This window comes from Pseudomonas koreensis, from assembly GCF_012986595.1.
Classification (GTDB): Bacteria; Pseudomonadota; Gammaproteobacteria; order Pseudomonadales; family Pseudomonadaceae; genus Aquipseudomonas; species Aquipseudomonas koreensis.
Genome location: NZ_JAAQYM010000009.1, coordinates 29,561 through 47,169 on the forward strand (window position 1 = coordinate 29,561; position 17,609 = coordinate 47,169).

Annotated in this window: 20 protein-coding genes; 12 read left to right on the forward strand and 8 right to left on the reverse strand. The window is 58.5% G+C overall.

Annotated elements, in window-relative coordinates; genetic code table 11:
• Window position 1 precedes the first annotated feature (1 nt).
• The 10 genes from rplO to bfr all read left to right on the forward strand — a co-directional run bounded on the left by rplO (window position 2) and on the right by bfr (window position 7,222).
• Complete coding sequence (rplO, locus tag HBN98_RS25610; protein ID WP_011336169.1) at window positions 2–439, forward strand: 50S ribosomal protein L15; 438 nt, start codon at window positions 2–4, stop codon at window positions 437–439.
• Complete coding sequence (secY, locus tag HBN98_RS25615) at window positions 440–1,768, forward strand: preprotein translocase subunit SecY (protein ID WP_003228718.1); 1,329 nt, start codon at window positions 440–442, stop codon at window positions 1,766–1,768.
• 27 nt (window positions 1,769–1,795) lie between these two features.
• The gene (rpmJ, locus tag HBN98_RS25620) at window positions 1,796–1,912 is read left to right on the forward strand and encodes a 50S ribosomal protein L36 (protein ID WP_002555468.1); all 117 of its coding nucleotides are present in this window, start codon (window positions 1,796–1,798) and stop codon (window positions 1,910–1,912) included.
• 130 nt (window positions 1,913–2,042) lie between these two features.
• Window positions 2,043–2,399 (forward strand): 30S ribosomal protein S13, encoded by a 357-nt coding sequence (gene rpsM, locus HBN98_RS25625; protein WP_008374135.1) that lies wholly within the window; start codon window positions 2,043–2,045, stop codon window positions 2,397–2,399.
• 30 nt (window positions 2,400–2,429) lie between these two features.
• Window positions 2,430–2,819, forward strand: a complete 390-nt coding sequence (gene rpsK, locus HBN98_RS25630; protein ID WP_002555466.1) for a 30S ribosomal protein S11 — start codon at window positions 2,430–2,432, stop codon at window positions 2,817–2,819.
• Between the two features lie 18 nt (window positions 2,820–2,837).
• Window positions 2,838–3,458, forward strand: coding sequence for a 30S ribosomal protein S4 (rpsD, locus tag HBN98_RS25635; RefSeq protein ID WP_003176404.1), 621 nt, complete (start codon window positions 2,838–2,840; stop codon window positions 3,456–3,458).
• 22 nt (window positions 3,459–3,480) lie between these two features.
• Window positions 3,481–4,482 carry a DNA-directed RNA polymerase subunit alpha gene (locus tag HBN98_RS25640; protein WP_003186012.1) on the forward strand — a complete coding sequence of 334 codons (1,002 nt, stop codon included), beginning with the start codon at window positions 3,481–3,483 and terminating at the stop codon, window positions 4,480–4,482.
• Window positions 4,483–4,524: 42 nt separating this feature from the next.
• The gene (rplQ, locus tag HBN98_RS25645; protein ID WP_003176402.1) at window positions 4,525–4,911 is read left to right on the forward strand and encodes a 50S ribosomal protein L17; all 387 of its coding nucleotides are present in this window, start codon (window positions 4,525–4,527) and stop codon (window positions 4,909–4,911) included.
• Window positions 4,912–5,152: 241 nt separating this feature from the next.
• A complete protein-coding gene (locus HBN98_RS25650; protein ID WP_064589461.1) occupies window positions 5,153–6,607 on the forward strand; it encodes a catalase in 1,455 nt (484 codons plus the stop codon).
• Window positions 6,608–6,757: 150 nt separating this feature from the next.
• Entirely contained in the window at window positions 6,758–7,222 is a 465-nt protein-coding gene (gene bfr, locus HBN98_RS25655; RefSeq protein ID WP_003228714.1) for a bacterioferritin, read from the forward strand.
• 63 nt (window positions 7,223–7,285) lie between these two features.
• Here the strand turns inward: bfr and uvrA are convergent, their stop codons facing one another.
• Window positions 7,286–10,120: an excinuclease ABC subunit UvrA gene (gene uvrA / locus HBN98_RS25660; protein WP_064589460.1), complete on the reverse strand. Its 2,835-nt coding sequence runs from the start codon at window positions 10,118–10,120 to the stop codon at window positions 7,286–7,288.
• Between the two features lie 190 nt (window positions 10,121–10,310).
• Between uvrA and HBN98_RS25665 the strand changes: the two genes are divergently transcribed.
• Window positions 10,311–11,708, forward strand: a complete 1,398-nt coding sequence (locus HBN98_RS25665) for an MFS transporter (RefSeq protein WP_083367776.1) — start codon at window positions 10,311–10,313, stop codon at window positions 11,706–11,708.
• Between the two features lie 9 nt (window positions 11,709–11,717).
• Window positions 11,718–12,236, forward strand: a complete 519-nt coding sequence (locus HBN98_RS25670) for a single-stranded DNA-binding protein (protein ID WP_007966163.1) — start codon at window positions 11,718–11,720, stop codon at window positions 12,234–12,236.
• Window positions 12,237–12,312: 76 nt separating this feature from the next.
• On the opposite strand, the gene HBN98_RS25675 is transcribed toward HBN98_RS25670, so the two are convergent.
• The 7 genes from HBN98_RS25675 to HBN98_RS25705 form a co-directional block, all read right to left on the reverse strand.
• Window positions 12,313–13,470 (reverse strand): glutathionylspermidine synthase family protein, encoded by a 1,158-nt coding sequence (locus tag HBN98_RS25675; RefSeq protein ID WP_083367777.1) that lies wholly within the window; start codon window positions 13,468–13,470, stop codon window positions 12,313–12,315.
• A gap of 2 nt (window positions 13,471–13,472) precedes the next feature.
• Entirely contained in the window at window positions 13,473–14,162 is a 690-nt protein-coding gene (locus HBN98_RS25680) for a DUF1190 domain-containing protein (protein ID WP_083367778.1), read from the reverse strand.
• 17 nt (window positions 14,163–14,179) lie between these two features.
• Window positions 14,180–14,605, reverse strand: coding sequence for a DUF350 domain-containing protein (locus tag HBN98_RS25685; protein ID WP_064589456.1), 426 nt, complete (start codon window positions 14,603–14,605; stop codon window positions 14,180–14,182).
• A gap of 14 nt (window positions 14,606–14,619) precedes the next feature.
• On the reverse strand, window positions 14,620–15,261 hold the full coding sequence (locus HBN98_RS25690) for a DUF2491 family protein (protein WP_083367779.1): 642 nt from the start codon (window positions 15,259–15,261) through the stop codon (window positions 14,620–14,622).
• Window positions 15,262–15,463: 202 nt separating this feature from the next.
• On the reverse strand, window positions 15,464–16,162 hold the full coding sequence (locus HBN98_RS25695; RefSeq protein ID WP_003228700.1) for a PspA/IM30 family protein: 699 nt from the start codon (window positions 16,160–16,162) through the stop codon (window positions 15,464–15,466).
• Window positions 16,163–16,179: 17 nt separating this feature from the next.
• Window positions 16,180–16,848, reverse strand: a complete 669-nt coding sequence (locus HBN98_RS25700; protein WP_083367780.1) for a YjfI family protein — start codon at window positions 16,846–16,848, stop codon at window positions 16,180–16,182.
• A 151-nt stretch (window positions 16,849–16,999) separates the two neighbouring features.
• Window positions 17,000–17,548, reverse strand: a complete 549-nt coding sequence (locus HBN98_RS25705) for a cysteine hydrolase family protein (protein ID WP_083367781.1) — start codon at window positions 17,546–17,548, stop codon at window positions 17,000–17,002.
• Between the last annotated feature and the right edge of the window lie 61 nt (window positions 17,549–17,609).

Sequence of the window (17,609 nt, forward strand, 5' to 3'; positions counted from 1 at the left end):
GATGAAACTCAATGATCTGAGTCCAGCGCCGGGTTCCCGTCGCGAAAAGCATCGTCCGGGCCGTGGTATCGGTAGCGGTTTGGGTAAGACTGGTGGCCGTGGCCACAAAGGTCAAACCTCCCGCTCCGGTGGCACCATTGCTCCAGGCTTTGAAGGCGGTCAACAGCCGCTGCATCGTCGCCTGCCGAAGTTCGGTTTCGTTTCCCTGAAAGCCATGGACCGCGCAGAAGTGCGTCTGTCCGAGCTGGCCAAAGTGGAAGGCGACATCGTCACCGTGCAGTCCCTGAAAGATGCCAACGTGATCAACGTCAACGTACAGCGTGTGAAAATCATGCTGTCCGGTGAAGTGGCTCGCGCTGTCACTATCGGCAAGGGAATCGGCGCCACCAAAGGTGCGCGTGCGGCTATCGAAGCAGCTGGCGGCAAGTTCGAGGAATAAATGGCTAAGCAAGGTGCTCTCTCTGCGCTCGGCAAAGGCGGTATGTCTGAACTCTGGGCTCGTCTGCGTTTTCTGTTCCTGGCGATTATCGTCTACCGAATAGGCGCACACATCCCGGTTCCAGGTATCAACCCGGACCGACTCGCAGACCTGTTTCGACAGAATGAGGGGACCATTCTTAGCTTGTTCAACATGTTCTCCGGCGGCGCGCTGGAACGGATGAGCATCTTTGCACTGGGGATCATGCCGTACATTTCGGCATCGATCATCATGCAACTGATGACCGCCGTCAGCCCGCAGCTGGAGCAGTTGAAGAAGGAAGGTGAAGCTGGCCGTCGCAAGATCAGCCAGTACACCCGCTACGGCACCGTCGTCCTCGCTCTCGTTCAGGCTATTGGCATGTCCATTGGTCTGGCGGGGCAGGGCGTTGCGTTCACTGGTGACTTTGGCTTCCATTTCGTCGCGGTATCCACTTTTGTGGCCGGTGCGATGTTTATGATGTGGCTGGGTGAGCAGATTACTGAGCGTGGTGTAGGCAACGGTATCTCGATGTTGATTTTTTCGGGTATCGTCGCCGGTCTTCCGAGAGCGATCGGGCAGTCTTTCGAGTCTGCGCGTCAGGGTGATATCAATATCTTCGCCTTGGTTGCCATCGGTTTGCTGGCAGTAGCGATTATCGGTTTCGTGGTGTTCATTGAGCGTGGTCAGCGTCGTATTGCTGTTCACTACGCCAAGCGTCAGCAGGGCCGCAAGGTTTTTGCTGCGCAGACAAGCCACTTGCCGCTGAAGGTGAACATGGCCGGTGTTATTCCGGCTATTTTCGCGAGCAGCATTTTGCTGTTCCCGGCTTCGTTGGGTGCCTGGTTTGGTCAGTCTGAAGGTATGGGCTGGTTGCAGGACATCTCGCAGTCGATCGCTCCTGGTCAGCCGTTGAATATTCTGCTGTTTAGTGCAGGGATTATTTTCTTCTGCTTCTTCTATACGGCGTTGATGTTCAATCCGAAAGACGTAGCGGAAAACCTGAAGAAGTCCGGTGCCTTTATTCCGGGCATCCGTCCAGGTGAGCAGTCTGCGCGCTATATTGATGGCGTTCTGACTCGCTTGACCATGTTCGGTGCTCTTTACATGACGGCCGTGTGCCTGTTGCCCCAGTTCCTGGTGGTTGCAGCAAACGTTCCGTTCTACCTTGGCGGGACCTCGTTGCTGATCGTGGTCGTGGTTGTGATGGACTTCATGTCCCAAGTACAATCGCACCTCGTTTCGCACCAGTACGAATCCCTGATGAAGAAAGCCAACCTGAAGGGTTACGGCAGCGGCATGTTGCGCTGAGTACCCATAAGGTTCGAGGAGTTGGTGATGAAAGTTCGTGCATCGGTGAAAAAGCTGTGCCGTAACTGCAAGATTATTCGCCGCGAAGGTGTTGTTCGAGTAATTTGCAGCGCGGAACCGCGTCACAAACAGCGCCAAGGCTGAGTGTGATTGTGCTTCAAGCCCGGCAGCTAGTGCGCTGCCGGGTTGATTATTTGTTATTACAGCGATATTATCTCGCGCCCTATTTCTTGGCTTCCGGGGCGTAGGTAGCTGTCAATTGGAGTCCCACTGAATGGCCCGTATTGCAGGCGTTAACATTCCAGATAACAAGCATACTGTTATCTCGCTGACCTACATCTATGGTGTCGGTCGCACTACTGCACAGAAAATCTGTGCAGATACTGGGGTAAACCCAGCAGCAAAGATCAAAGATCTGAGCGACGAGCAAATTGAACAGCTGCGTGGCGAAGTGGCGAAGTTCACCACTGAAGGTGACCTGCGTCGCGAAATCAACATGAAAATCAAGCGCTTGATGGACCTCGGTTGCTATCGCGGTCTGCGTCATCGTCGCGGTCTTCCAGTACGCGGTCAGCGTACCAAGACCAACGCGCGTACCCGTAAAGGTCCGCGTAAGCCGATCCGCAAGTAATCGCCCCAGCGAATCGACAGGAATTTAATCATGGCAAAACCTGCTGCTCGTCCTCGTAAAAAAGTTAAAAAGACAGTGGTTGATGGCATCGCCCACATCCATGCTTCTTTTAACAACACCATCGTGACCATTACCGACCGTCAAGGTAACGCTCTTTCCTGGGCTACCTCCGGTGGTTCGGGTTTCCGCGGTTCCCGCAAGTCCACCCCGTTCGCTGCTCAAGTAGCTGCTGAGCGTGCTGGTCAAGCTGCGCTGGAATACGGCCTGAAAAACCTCGACGTTAACGTCAAGGGTCCAGGCCCAGGTCGTGAATCCGCAGTCCGCGCTTTGAACGGCTGTGGCTACAAGATCGCCAGCATCACCGACGTGACGCCAATCCCGCACAACGGGTGCCGTCCGCCGAAGAAGCGCCGCGTGTAATCCAGGAGATTGTAAAGAATGGCTCGTTACATTGGTCCAAAATGCAAACTCGCTCGTCGCGAAGGCACCGATCTCTTCCTGAAGAGCGGCGTGCGCGCGATCGAATCGAAGTGCAACATTGAAGCAGCACCTGGTATCCACGGCCAACGCCGCGGTCGCCAGTCCGACTACGGCACCCAACTGCGTGAAAAGCAGAAGGTCCGTCGTATTTATGGCGTTCTCGAGCGTCAGTTCAGCGGCTACTACAAAGAAGCTGCTGGCAAGAAAGGTGCAACCGGTGAAAACCTGCTGCAACTGCTCGAATGCCGTCTGGACAACGTTGTATACCGTATGGGCTTTGGTTCGACTCGTGCCGAATCCCGTCAGCTGGTATCGCACAAGTCGATCAGCGTTAACGGTCAGACCGTAAACGTTCCGTCGTATCAGGTTCGTGCTGGTGACGTGGTCGCAGTTCGCGAGAAAGCAAAAAACCAACTTCGCATTGTCCAAGCTCTCGATCTGTGTGCCCAACGTGGCCGCGTAGAATGGGTAGAAGTAGACACTGAGAAGAAGTCGGGCGTTTTCAAGAACGTTCCTGCTCGCAGTGATCTGTCCGCCGACATCAACGAAAGCCTGATTGTCGAGCTCTACTCCAAGTAAGGGCTAGAAAATAGGTGCATCCATGCAGATTTCGGTAAATGAGTTCCTGACACCCCGCCATATTGATGTGCAGGTTGTCAGTCCAACCCGCGCCAAGATCACTCTCGAGCCTCTCGAGCGTGGTTTTGGCCACACCCTGGGCAACGCGCTGCGCCGCATCCTGTTGTCCTCAATGCCCGGCTGCGCAGTAGTCGAGGCCGAGATTGACGGTGTGCTCCACGAGTACAGCGCCATCGAAGGTGTACAGGAAGACGTAATTGAAATCCTGTTGAACCTTAAAGGTCTGGCCATCAAGCTGCACGGTCGTGACGAAGTTACGCTGACCTTGTCGAAGAAGGGTTCGGGGGTGGTTACCGCTGCCGATATTCAGCTGGATCATGATGTCGAGATCGTTAATCCCGATCACGTAATCGCTAACCTGGCGTCTAACGGCGCCCTGAACATGAAGCTCACCGTAGCTCGTGGTCGTGGTTATGAACCAGCCGACTCGCGTCAGAGCGATGAAGACGAAAGCCGCAGCATCGGTCGCTTGCAGCTAGACTCTTCGTTCAGCCCGGTTCGCCGTATCGCATACGTGGTGGAAAACGCCCGTGTCGAGCAGCGTACCAACCTGGACAAGCTGGTTATTGATCTGGAAACCAACGGTACTCTGGATCCTGAAGAGGCTATCCGCCGCGCTGCAACCATCCTGCAACAGCAGTTGGCTGCGTTCGTCGACCTCAAAGGTGACAGTGAGCCAGTGGTTGTCGAGCAGGAAGACGAGATCGATCCGATCCTGCTTCGCCCGGTTGACGATCTGGAACTGACTGTACGTTCGGCTAACTGCCTTAAGGCGGAAAACATCTACTACATCGGCGACCTGATTCAGCGCACCGAAGTAGAGCTGTTGAAGACTCCGAACCTGGGCAAGAAATCCTTGACTGAAATCAAGGACGTTCTGGCCTCCCGCGGTCTGTCCCTCGGCATGCGCCTCGACAACTGGCCGCCTGCAAGTCTTAAGAAGGACGACAAGGCGACTGCCTGATCGTCGTAATCACCGAACGTAGTGTTTGGTAAGGAATGAACCATGCGTCATCGTAAAAGTGGGCGTCACCTGAGCCGCACCAGCTCGCACCGCAAGGCCATGTTCCAGAACATGGCGGTGTCGCTGTTCGAGCACGAGCTGATCAAAACTACTCTGCCAAAAGCCAAAGAACTGCGCCGCGTTGCCGAGCCGCTGATCACTCTGGCCAAGACAGACAGCCTGGCTAACCGCCGTCTGGCTTTCGACCGTACTCGTTCGAAAGCTATCGTTGGTAAGCTCTTCAACGACCTGGGCAAGCGTTACGCTACCCGTGAGGGTGGCTACCTGCGCATCCTCAAGTGCGGTTTCCGCGCTGGCGACAACGCGCCTATGGCGTACGTCGAGTTGGTTGATCGTGCTACTGCTGGCGAAGCTGTATCCGCCGAGTAAGACGTCAGTCTGAAACGAAAAACCGGGCCTAGTGCCCGGTTTTTTGTGCGCGTAAGAAAATGCGCTGTTCGTACAAGCTTCTGACATTGTTCTGTTGTCACTATGTGCCGGGGAACATAATTAGTAATTATCTATCGATGACTACAAGTTAATGAATTTGTAGGTGTCACATCGATGATCAATACTTCCCAGCAAGCCGATTAGCCGGCAGTTTCAAAGACTGACAGAGGAAGAAGACCGTATGAGCCAGATCAAAACGCTTACGACCGCCAGTGGCGCACCTGTCGCTGATAACCAGAATTCTCGCTCCGCCGGCCCTCGTGGCCCGCTGCTGCTCGACGATTTTCATCTGATCGAGAAGCTCGCCCACTTCAACCGTGAAAACATTCCTGAGCGCCGCGTGCACGCCAAGGGCTCGGGTGCTTACGGTACGTTCACCGTGACTCGTGACATCACCGAGTACACCAGCGCCAAGTTGTTTGAGTCTGTCGGCAAGCAAACCCCGACGTTCCTGCGCTTCTCCACCGTAGGTGGTGAGCGTGGTTCGGCTGACACCGAGCGTGATCCGCGCGGTTTCGCCCTGAAGTTCTACACCGAGGAAGGCAACTGGGACATCGTTGGCAACAACACTCCTGTGTTCTTCATTCGTGATCCGCTGAAGTTTCCCGACTTTATCCACACCCAGAAGCGTCTGCCGCAGAGCAACTTGAAAAGTGCCCAGATGATGTGGGACTTCTGGTCGCATTCGCCTGAAGCGTTGCACCAGGTGACCATTCTGTTTTCGGATCGCGGCATTCCCGATGGCTACCGTCACATGCACGGCTTCGGCAGCCACACCTACAGCCTGATCAATGCCAAGGGTGAGCGTCACTGGGTGAAATGGCACTACAAGACCCAGCAAGGGATCAAGAACCTGGCGCCGGCCGAAGCCGCGCGCTTGGCGGGCACCGATCCTGATTACGCCCAGCGCGATCTGTTCGAGGCGATCGAGCGTGGCGACTTCCCGAAATGGCGCGTATGCATCCAGATCATGACCGAGGCGCAAGCCGCAGCGCATTACGAGAATCCTTTCGACGTGACCAAGACCTGGTCGCAGAAGGAGTTTCCGCTGATCGAGGTCGGTGAGCTGGAGCTGAACCGTAACCCGCTCAACTATTTCGCCGAAGTCGAGCAAGCGGCATTCGGCCCGAGCAACATGGTGCCGGGTGTTGGTCTGTCGCCGGATCGCATGTTGCAAGGCCGCGTCTTCGCCTATGCGGATGCGCACCGCTACCGTGTCGGTACCAACCACCAGCAATTGCCGGTGAACGCCCCACGCAGCCCGGTGAACACTTACCAGCGCGATGGCTCGATGGCCTTCGGCAGCAACGGTGGCGCTGCGCCGAACTACGAGCCAAACAGCTACATTGAGTCGCCGAAGCAGGCGCCGCACTACGCCGAGCCTGCATTGGCCTTGAGCGGTGCTGCTGACCGTTACGATCATCGCGAAGACACCGACTACTACAGCCACGCCGGTGCGCTGTTCCGCTTGATGAGCGACGAGCAGAAAGCGTTGCTGGTCAGCAATATTGCCGGCGCCATGGGCGGTGTTTCGCCGGATGTGGTTGACCGTCAGTTGCAGCATTTCTACAAAGCCGATCCGGCGTATGGAGAAGCAATCGCGAAGCTGCTTAACGTACAGCTTAACGAAGTCTAAACGAGAAGCAGAACCGCCCTCATTGAGGGCGGTTTTTGCGTTATTTAGCCTGCTTTTCTCAGAATTTCTTCGCTTTTATTGCGCGCAAAGAGTGACCTTCCGGTCGGCTTGGTTCAAACTACAGACTTTCAAGCAGGGAGATGTAGGGCGATGCAAGGCCACCCAGACGTTATCGATTACCTCAACACGTTGCTGACCGGCGAACTGGCCGCGCGTGACCAATATTTTGTTCACTCGCGGATGTATGAGGACTGGGGTTTCACCAAGCTCTACGAACGAATCAACCACGAGATGGAAGAAGAGGCCGGTCACGCCGATGCTTTGATGCGCCGGATTCTGATGCTTGAAGGCACGCCGCGCATGCGCCCGGATGATCTGGACGTAGGCACCACCGTGCCGGAGATGCTCGAAGCCGATCTGCGTCTGGAGTACAAAGTCCGCGCCGCACTGTGCAAAGGCATTGAGCTGTGCGAACAGCACAAGGACTACGTCAGCCGCGAGATCCTGCGTGTTCAGCTCAACGACACCGAAGAAGATCACACCTACTGGCTGGAAAAGCAGTTGGGCCTGATCAAGCTCATCGGTCTCGAGAATTACCTGCAATCCCATACCTGATTGCCAGATACAAAAAAGCCCCTGTCACTTCTCCAGTGACAGGGGCTTTTTCATGCCCGGCGATCAGGCCCGGTCGCGAATCAACAACGGCTTGAGGTAATGCCCGGTGTGAGATTGTTTCATCTCGGCCACTTCCTCCGGCGTGCCGGTGGCGATGATCTGGCCACCCTTGGAGCCGCCCTCCGGCCCCAGATCCACCAGCCAGTCGGCAGTCTTGATCACGTCCAGGTTGTGCTCGATCACCACTACCGTGTTGCCGTGGTCGCGCAAGCGATGCAACACGTCGAGCAATTGCTGGATATCCGCGAAGTGCAGGCCGGTGGTCGGCTCATCGAGGATGTACAGGGTCTTCCCAGTGTCACGCTTGGACAGCTCCCGCGACAGCTTGACCCGCTGCGCCTCGCCGCCAGACAGCGTGGTCGCCGACTGGCCGAGCTTGATGTACGACAGGCCCACATCCATCAGCGTCTGCAGCTTGCGCGCCAGCGCCGGCACCGCGTCGAAGAACTCCCGGGCTTCCTCGATGGTCATCTCGAGGGTTTCGTGGATGCTCTTGCCCTTGTATTTGATCTCAAGGGTTTCGCGGTTGTAGCGTTTGCTCTTGCACACGTCGCACGGCACGTAGATGTCCGGCAGGAAGTGCATTTCGACTTTAATCAGGCCGTCACCCTGACACGCCTCGCAGCGGCCGCCCTTGACGTTGAACGAGAAACGCCCTGGGCCGTAACCCCGGGAGCGCGACTCGGGCACGCCGGCAAACAGTTCGCGGATCGGCGTGAACAGCCCGGTGTAAGTCGCCGGGTTGGAACGCGGCGTACGGCCGATCGGGCTCTGGTCGATATCGACAACTTTGTCGAGATGCTCCAGGCCCTTGATGCTGTCGTGCGCGGCGGCTTCCAGCGTGGTCGCACCATTGAGGGCAGTAGCGCTCAGCGGGAACAGCGTGTTGTTGATCAGCGTCGATTTGCCCGAGCCGGAAACCCCGGTCACGCAAGTCAGCAGGCCGATCGGAATCTCCAGATCGACATTGCGCAGGTTGTTGCCACGCGCGCCCTTGAGCGACAGCGTCAGCTTTTTATTGCGCGGTGTACGTTTGGCCGGCACTTCGATCTTCACCCGGCCCGACAGGTATTTGCCGGTCAGGGAGTCCGGGTGCGCCATGACTTCGGCCGGTGTGCCTTCGGCAACGATCTGACCGCCATGCACGCCAGCCCCTGGACCGATATCCACCACGTAGTCAGCCAGACGAATGGCGTCTTCGTCGTGCTCGACCACGATCACGGTATTGCCGATATCGCGCAGGTGCTTGAGGGTGCCAAGCAGCCGGTCGTTATCGCGCTGGTGCAGGCCGATGGACGGTTCGTCGAGGATGTACAGCACCCCGACCAGGCCGGCGCCGATCTGGCTGGCCAGGCGAATCCGCTGTGCCTCGCCGCCGGACAGGGTGTCAGCGCTGCGATCGAGGGATAAATAGTCCAGACCGACGTTGACCAGAAATTGCAGGCGCTCGCGGATTTCCTTGAGGATCTTGTCGGCGATCTCGCCACGCCGGCCGGTCATCTTCAGTTCGCCGAAGTATTCGCAGGCATCGCCGATCGGCAGGTTGGTCACTGCCGGCAGGGTTTTCTCACCCACCCACACGTGCCGCGCTTCACGACGCAGGCGAGTGCCGCGGCAATCCGGGCAGGCCTGGGTACTGAGGAATTTGGCCAGTTCTTCACGCACGCTGGCGGATTCGGTCTCGCGGTAGCGGCGCTCAAGGTTCGGCACGATGCCTTCGAACGGGTGCGAGCGTTTGACGATATCGCCACGGTCGTTCAGGTACTTGAAGTCGACGTTGTGCGAGCCGCTGCCATGCAGAATGTATTTCTGCTGGTCGGCGGGCAGTTCGTTGAACGGCTTCTCGAGGCTGAAACCGTAATGCGCGGCCAGTGAGCCGAGCATCTGGAAGTAGTAGACGTTGCGCCTGTCCCAGCCGCGAATCGCGCCTTCGGCCAGGGTCAGTTCACCGTTGACCAGGCGCTTGATGTCGAAGAACTGCTTCACGCCCAGGCCATCGCAGGTCGGACAGGCGCCGGCCGGGTTGTTGAAGGAGAACAGCTTCGGTTCCAGTTCGCTGATCGCGTGGCCGCAGATCGGGCAGGCGAAGCGCGCGGAGAAAATCATCTCTTCGCCCGGCTCGTCGTCCATCGGTGCCACCAGAGCAATGCCGTCCGCCAGTTTCAGCGCGGTTTCGAACGACTCGGCCAGACGCTGCTGCAGATCGGCGCGGACCTTGAAGCGGTCGACGATCACATCGATCGAGTGCTTCTTCTGTTTATCCAGTTTCGGCAGTTCATCGAGCTCGCAGATGCGCCCGTTGACCCGCGCGCGGACGAAGCCCTGGGCGCGCAGTTCTTCGAACACCGACAAGTGTTCGCCCTTGCGCTCGCGGATCACCGGCGCCAGCAGCATCAGTTTGCTGCCCTCCGGCTGAGCCAGCACCAGGTCGACCATCTGGCTGACGGTCTGCGCTTCCAGCGGGATGTCGTGATCCGGGCAGCGCGGCGTACCCACGCGAGCATAAAGCAGACGCAGATAGTCGTAGATTTCAGTGATGGTGCCGACCGTGGAGCGCGGGTTGTGCGAGGTCGACTTTTGTTCGATGGAGATCGCCGGCGACAAGCCTTCGATGGTGTCGACGTCGGGTTTTTCCATCATCGACAGGAATTGTCGGGCGTAGGCCGACAGGGATTCGACATAGCGGCGCTGACCTTCGGCGTACAGCGTATCGAAGGCCAGGGACGACTTGCCGGATCCGGACAGGCCGGTGATGACGATCAGTTTGTCCCGTGGCAGGGTCAGGTCGATGTTCTTCAGGTTGTGGGTACGGGCCCCACGTATCAGGATCTTGTCCAAAGTGGCCTCGCTCGGCGGGCGTCGAAAACATAGGAGTATACGGGCAAATACTGGATGGATGCACACTATCAAGCGAAGGGTTTTGACCTTACATGAAGAGAGTTTCATCTATACGCGTCATAGCGTCGCGATATACCCCGTCTTTCGATGGGACTGGTAGAATCGCCGCCGGTTCACACGAGGTTTTTCCATGCACGATCCCCACAGCGAACGCATGAGTGGCAGCGAGACCCGCGCGGCGAGCGGTCTGGCCCTGGTGTTCGCCTTCCGTATGCTTGGCATGTTCATGGTGTTGCCGGTATTGGCGACCTACGGCATGGATCTGGCGGGAGCGACTCCGGCCCTGATCGGCCTGGCCATCGGTGCCTACGGCCTGACCCAGGCGATTTTCCAGATTCCGTTCGGGATCATTTCCGACCGCATCGGCCGGCGTCCGGTGATCTATCTCGGCCTGATCGTGTTCGCCCTCGGCAGTGTCCTGGCCGCACAGGCCGATTCGATCTGGGGCGTGATCGCCGGCCGCATCCTGCAGGGCGCCGGGGCAATTTCCGCCGCAGTCATGGCATTGCTTTCCGACCTGACCCGTGAACAGCATCGCACCAAGGCCATGGCCATGATCGGCATGACCATCGGTCTGTCGTTCGCCGTGGCGATGGTGGTCGGTCCGCTGTTGACCCGTGCCTTCGGTTTGTCCGGGCTGTTTCTCGCCACCGGCGGCATGGCGCTGATTGGCATCCTGATCATCCTGTTCATGGTGCCGAAGTCCACCGGGCCGTTGCAGCATCGCGAATCCGGCGTGGCGCGTCAGGCCTTGCTGCCGACGCTCAAACATCCGGACCTGTTGCGCCTGGATCTGGGCATCTTCGTCTTGCATGCCATGTTGATGTCGAGCTTCGTCGCCTTGCCGCTGGCGCTGGTGGAAAAGGCCGGGCTGCCCAAAGAACAACACTGGTGGGTCTACCTGACCGCGCTGCTGATCTCCTTCTTCGCCATGATCCCGTTCATCATCTACGGCGAGAAGAAACGCAAAATGAAACGAATTTTGCTCGGCGCCGTCCTGACGTTGATGCTCACTGAGCTATTCTTCTGGCAGTTCGGTGACAGCTTGCGGGCCTTGGTGATTGGCACGGTGGTGTTCTTCACCGCGTTCAATCTGCTGGAAGCTTCGTTGCCGTCGCTGATCAGCAAGGTGTCACCGGCAGGCGGGAAGGGCACGGCGATGGGCGTGTATTCCACCAGCCAGTTCCTCGGTTCGGCACTCGGCGGGATACTCGGCGGCTGGCTGTTTCAGCATGGCGGTCTGTCGGTTGTGTTCCTTGGATGTGCCGGTCTGGCTGCCATCTGGCTGGCCTTTGCTGTTACCATGCGCGAACCTCCCTACGTGACGAGCCTGCGCTTGCCGTTGTCGCCCGAGGCGATCCGCGAAGCGGGTCTGGTCGAGCGCCTCAAGGCCCTCGTAGGGGTAACAGATGCAGTGATAGTTGCTGATGAAGCGGCTGTTTACATCAAACTGGACAAAGAATTAGTGGATCGCGACACCCTCGAACGCCTGGTGAACAACCCGGCCGAGGCTGCTTGCGAAGCCTAGGAGAACGTTATGGCCCGTGGGGTTAACAAAGTCATATTGGTCGGCACTTGCGGCCAGGATCCCGAAGTTCGCTACCTGCCTAACGGTAACGCCGTGACCAACCTGAGTCTGGCAACCAGCGAACAGTGGACCGACAAGCAAACCGGTCAGAAGGTCGAGAAGACCGAATGGCACCGTGTTTCGATGTTCGGCAAGGTTGCGGAAATCGCCGGCGAATACCTGCGTAAAGGTTCGCAGGTGTACATCGAAGGCAAGCTGCAGACCCGCGAGTGGGAAAAAGACGGTATCAAGCGTTACACCACCGAAATCGTGGTCGACATGCAAGGCACCATGCAACTGCTCGGCGGCCGTCCACAACAGGGTGACCAGCAAGGCGGTGGCAACAACTACCAGCAGCAGGCACCACGCCAGCAGGCTCCACGCCCGCAGCAGTCGGCTCCGCAACAGCGCCCGGCACCCGCTCCACAGCAAGCCGCGCCGCAACCGGCTCCGGATTTCGACAGCTTCGATGACGATATTCCGTTCTGATTCGATGCTGCATCGGCTCTGAATAAAAAAGGCCCGTCGCTGAACACGACGGGCCTTTTTTGTGGGCGCTGGTTTTTCAATCAAGGATCAGGTGCGGCAGAAACCGGCTCGAATCCTTGGTGATCAGACTGTTGTCTTCCCGCACACCAATTCCCGCCGCCTGATCGCCGATTACCCACGAACCGATCAGCGTGTAGCTGTCATCGAACTTAGGCAATGGCGCAAATTCCTGCAGGATGAAGGGTGCATCGGTGTAGGGCCCGTCTTCCTTGACGATCAGACCTTCCGCCGTTTGCAGCTCGATGTTCGCGCCTTCGCGGGAAAAGTACGGTTTGCGTACCCAGCCCTTGGGCACGGCACTGCCCGGTTTCGGATCGAGGTGCGCCGCGAGCAGGTTCGGATGGCCCTTGTGCAGTTCCCACAGCAGCGGCAGTGCGCCTTTGTTCGACAGAATCGATTTCCACGCCGGTTCGAAAAACTGCGTATCGCTTTCGGCGATTGCAGCGCCGAACGGTTCGTGGAAGATGAATTCCCAGGCATGCAGTTTGAACAGGTGCGGGATCCAGCGATCCTCAAGGTCGACGAAGCGTCCCTCGGCGGTCAGGCCGATGTCTTCGATGTCGATGTGCCGGGATTCAATGCCGACTTTTTCCGCGATCAGGCGCAGGTAGTCGGTGGTGCCTTTGTCTTCGACCGAGTCTTTCATCGAGGCAAAGTAGAACGGCCGCTTGAGCTGCAGTTCGGCGAACGCCTGATGCAGTTTGGTATCGATGCTGTTGAACTGGTCGGCATGGCGCGGCAGCATTCCGCGCTCGATGCATTGTTCCAGCCAGCCCCACTGAAACGCAGAAGCCTCATAGAGACTGGTCGGCGTGTCGTAGTTGAGCTCCAGCAGCTTGGCCGGGCCGTTGCCGCTATAGGAAAAGTCCATGCGCCCGTACAGATGCGGATGACCTTCGAGCCAGGACGTTCGGATCATGTCGTAGTACGGCGCCGGGATGCTCAGGCGATTCAGCAACGCTTCGCTGTGTACCACGCGGTCGACCAGATCCATGCACATCTCGTGCAGTTCAGTGGTCGGATCCTCCAGATCGTTTTCGATCTGTGCCAGCGTGAACTGGTAATAAGCGCTTTCGTCCCAGTACGGCTCGTCGTCGATGGTGTGGAACAGAAAGCCGAGGCTTTCGGCGGTCTGTTTCCAGTCGGGGCGCTCGGCGCAGTGGATCTTCTTCATGGTCAGCTGCTCGAGCGTCCGGAACTGCTGCCCCAGCCACCCCAACCGCTGCGGGCGGAGGACTGGCTGCCGAAGCCGCCACGGGAGGTCGACGAGGCGACGTTCACTGGTTTGCTTTTGCTGCTCTCGTAGTCCGGTTGACTGCGCGGTGCCGATTCGATTTTGCGGTACTGCGTCGAGGTGTTGTAGGTCTGACGCGTGTCGCGATCGCGGTAAACGGTGCGGTTGGCGTTGTTGCTCATCGCATTGCCGATCAGCCAGCCTGTGAGCCAGCCGTTGCCGCCGCCACCACCCGAGGAGTGGGAAGTGCTTTGCGCATTCTGCGCGGCGGCCGCTTCACCGGCAGGCATCTGCGCGTTGGCAATCGCATTCAGGTCCTGCGGCGCTTCGCCGTTCTGCGGCACCTTGAAACCGCCGAGCTTCGGCATGAAGCGGCCGTCGGAGTTTTTCTGGCACCAATCGGCGGCGAAGTCTGCGTCGCACTTGGCCTTGTCATCGTAGGCCGGCGCAATGCGTCGGTGCTCGGTCAGGGCCGCGACATAGGCGTTGGAGCAGACATCGGCAGCCACTTCGGCGCCGACGCACTCCTCGACTGATTGATAGCGTTGCTGCTCCTGCGCGGCAACTTCGCCGGAAATCGCCAGCGCCACCGAAGCGGCGAGCGACAGTTGAACGTACTTGCTGCGTTTCATCGAAGGCTTCCTGCCGATCAGTTGGACGGGGTCATGCACGCGGCATTGAGCATGCCGACGCTGATGGCCACCGCGGCCACGTAGATACCCGAAGCGATTTCACCGTTGGCGATGCGCTGGGAGGTGCCCTTGAGCACCAGACCCGTGGCGAGGAAGGCCAGCAGCTGGACCACGGCAGCAATCACTGCCCACAGAACAAAGTCGAGGACGTTGACCGAAAACGCGATGACATTGCTGGCCGGAATCGCGAAGCCGATGATCGCGCCGGACAGGGCGATGGCGGCGGCGCTGTTGCCAGAGCGGATCAGCTCGAACTCTTTGTGTGGCGTGATGCGGGTGTAGACGAACTGAAACAGCATGAACAGCAGCACGGCGCCGAACAGGTAAACGATGAAACCGACCAGCGCGGTCTTGTTCAGGGAAACGGCCAGCACTTCCAGCATGGAAAACTTCCTTTTTAAATGGTGCTCAGATCAGTCGTGTACAGCGAAATGCCCAGCGAGGTGCTCAGGCTGACGGTGCCTTCTTCGTCCTGCTCGACGGAGAACAGCAGCAATTCGCGGCGATCGGTCAGGCCGGTCTCGCGCGCGTAAAGCATGGAGTGGTGTTCGATGGTGTAGCTTTCGTCCGGGTTGACCACGTGTTCGGTCAGCGGCACCAGTTCGGTCTGGCCCTGTTCGGTGCCCCACTCGCGGGTGTATTCGACACCGTCGTGTTTGTAGCCGGGCAGGCCGATCTGGCTGTTGGGGCCGGCGAGGCGCTGCAGCTCGGCGTCACTGTTGACGGTCACGTAGCTGAGGTAGTTGAACAGGGTGACCGATTCGACCTGATCTTCACCGGTGACGTGGATCTGCAGCCAGAAATCCTCGTCGTTCATGTAATAGCGGTGCAGTTTGTTGGACTGGCCGAGGTCGACCCAGCCATGGCTCCAGATCGCCTGATCGAAGGGCACGCGCACGGTGGTCGAACCGTCAAGCAACAACGCCAGGGTCGAATCGAACCGCACGCCTTTGCCTTGTGCCATTCCAAGTGGGCCGCCGGCTACGGGAGCGGCAGTTTGCCAGTTGCTGGTGCCCAGCAAGTCTTTGAACCATCCCATGGGTACATTCCTTGAGGCGGGTGGAGGTGTTCGTCGTAAAAGCGCCGCTAGTGTACCGGGCCGAGCGCCGAACGAGCAGGCAAAATGCAAATGTTGTGGGTGCTGAAAACCATGTAGGAGCTGCCGAAGGCTGCGATTTTTTGATCTTGAATCCAGATCAAAAGATCGCAGCCTTCGGCAGCTCCTACATGGGCAACGGTGCTTACTGAGTCGATTTTTGCTTCAGACGCTCAAGAATCGCATTGGCGCTGCCTTCGTTCGGCGTGATGCCGGCGTCGCGCAGTTTGCGTTCCAGGTCGTTGCCGGTCGAAGCGTCGGCCAGCTCATCGGCGGCGCTCAGCTCGGCGGCACGTTGCTGCTGCTTGGCTTGCAGACGGTTCAGGGTGCCGACCGCGGTTTCCAGTTTGCCGTTGGCACCGCCGCTGGCGATCGACGCGCTGACCTGGGCCTTCTGCACGCTTTCACGGGCCTTGGCCATGTCCACCTGCTGGCGCAGGCTCTTGATCCGCGACTCGGCCTTGGTGATGTCCTTGCGCATGTTTTCGGCATAGGTGCCGAACTCGTCGCTCTGGGCTTTTTCGGCGGTCAGGTCGTTGGTCAGGGTCGAAATCGCTTCGGCCACTTCCATCGCCAGGTCTTCACGGCCGGCGTTCAGCGCGGAAACCGCCTTGGCTTCCAGGTCCTTGATCTTGGCGTCGTACTCGCTTACGCGGTCAGCAGCCAGTTTGTGCTTGGCCATGATGGTGACCAGCTCGCGACGGGCGTTGGACAGCGCGGTATCGGCGTCGCGGATTTCCTGGTCGAGGATGCGCAGGGCCTGCTGGTCGACGATCGCTTCGCCGACTTCATTGGCGCCGCCGCGCAGTGCGGTGAACAACTTGCTCCAGATGGACTGAGTCATTGGATATTCCCTGTTGATTACTTGAAGAAGTGTTCGAAGGCTTCACTCGCGCGCTGCACGTTGTCGACCAGGATTTTCACCTCGGTGACGACGTTGGTCAGGCTCGAGTCGGCGCTGAGGGCGCCAAACATGTTGTAGACGGTCTGGCCGTTGGGCATCGACTCGATACCGATCGACGACAGCGGGAACATTTCCCGGCTGCGCAGCACGGCATCGTTGAAGGCGCGCACGTCAGTGATCGAATCGATATCCACCAGAACGGTGTCGACGATGATCTGCTGACCGGCCACGGCGATGTGAATCGGCAGACCGCCGAATTCGTTCATTTCCAGCTTGATGCTGGGTTCGGAGCTCTGGATCAGAGACAGTGTGATCTCGTGCGAAGCCACCTCATCCAGTGCCTTGAGGGCGTTGAAGAGGCTATCGATGTTCCAGTTGTTGCCTGCGCTCATGTAATTCTCCGACATGAATGAGCCAGCCAGAATCGGTTGGCGTAGCTGTTGCTCCATTTGCTTGAGCAAGCTCCGGTTTTCCGGAAGCACCCAAGTTTCGTGTTTCACATAACCGGCGGCAGCCAGGCCCGCACGCATCTGCTTCATGTAGAAGCTCGATGGTTTTTTCGCGGACGGTTTCGAGCGCTCTCCCTTCGGGCTCTCTGACGCAACGGTGGGGGAGCGGCTTTTCATGGCGATGACTCCGTTATGAACATCTCACGCGTGAGCCACACTACAACCAATTCAAAGTGCCATCAATGGCTCACGCGTGAGATTTTTATGACAGACGAAAAAACGCCCGCTACGGCGCGGGCGCAAGTTTTGCGAAGTGTGTCCTGAGTGATCAGCGATGCAGGAATTCGTCGGTTGAGACCACGCTGGCGTAGGCGAAACCCAGCGCTGACATGAACGCCGCGTGAACCTGGGCGGCCGGCACCGTGAGGCCATTGAACTCAAGGTCGCGGCTGGCGCAGGCGTCGTGAATCACCGTGACGCCGTAGCCCAGATCCGCGGCGGCGCGGGTGATGCCGTCGATGCACATGTGGCTCATGCTGCCGACGATCACCAGATCCTTGATGCCTTGCTCGTCGAGGATCGATTGCAGCTCGGTCTCACGGAACGAATTGACGAAATGCTTGAGCACCACCGGTTCGTCCGGGCGATTGAGTACTTTGGGATGCAGTTTGGCGCCGTCCGAACCCGGGGCGAAGAACGGTGCGTCCGTCGAGGTGAATTCGTGGCGGATGTGCACCACCGGATCGCCCGCTTCGCGGAACACGGCGAGCAGCCGCGCGGCATTGTCGGCTGCAGCTTCAGCCCCCACTAGCGGCCACTTGCCTTGGGGGAAGTAGTCATTCTGGATATCGACTAGGATGAGCGCTTGCCTGGTCATGTGTGTGTCCTCGATGCATGGGCTGGAAGTGGATTCAGTATTGGCGCTGGCCGGCGGTTCG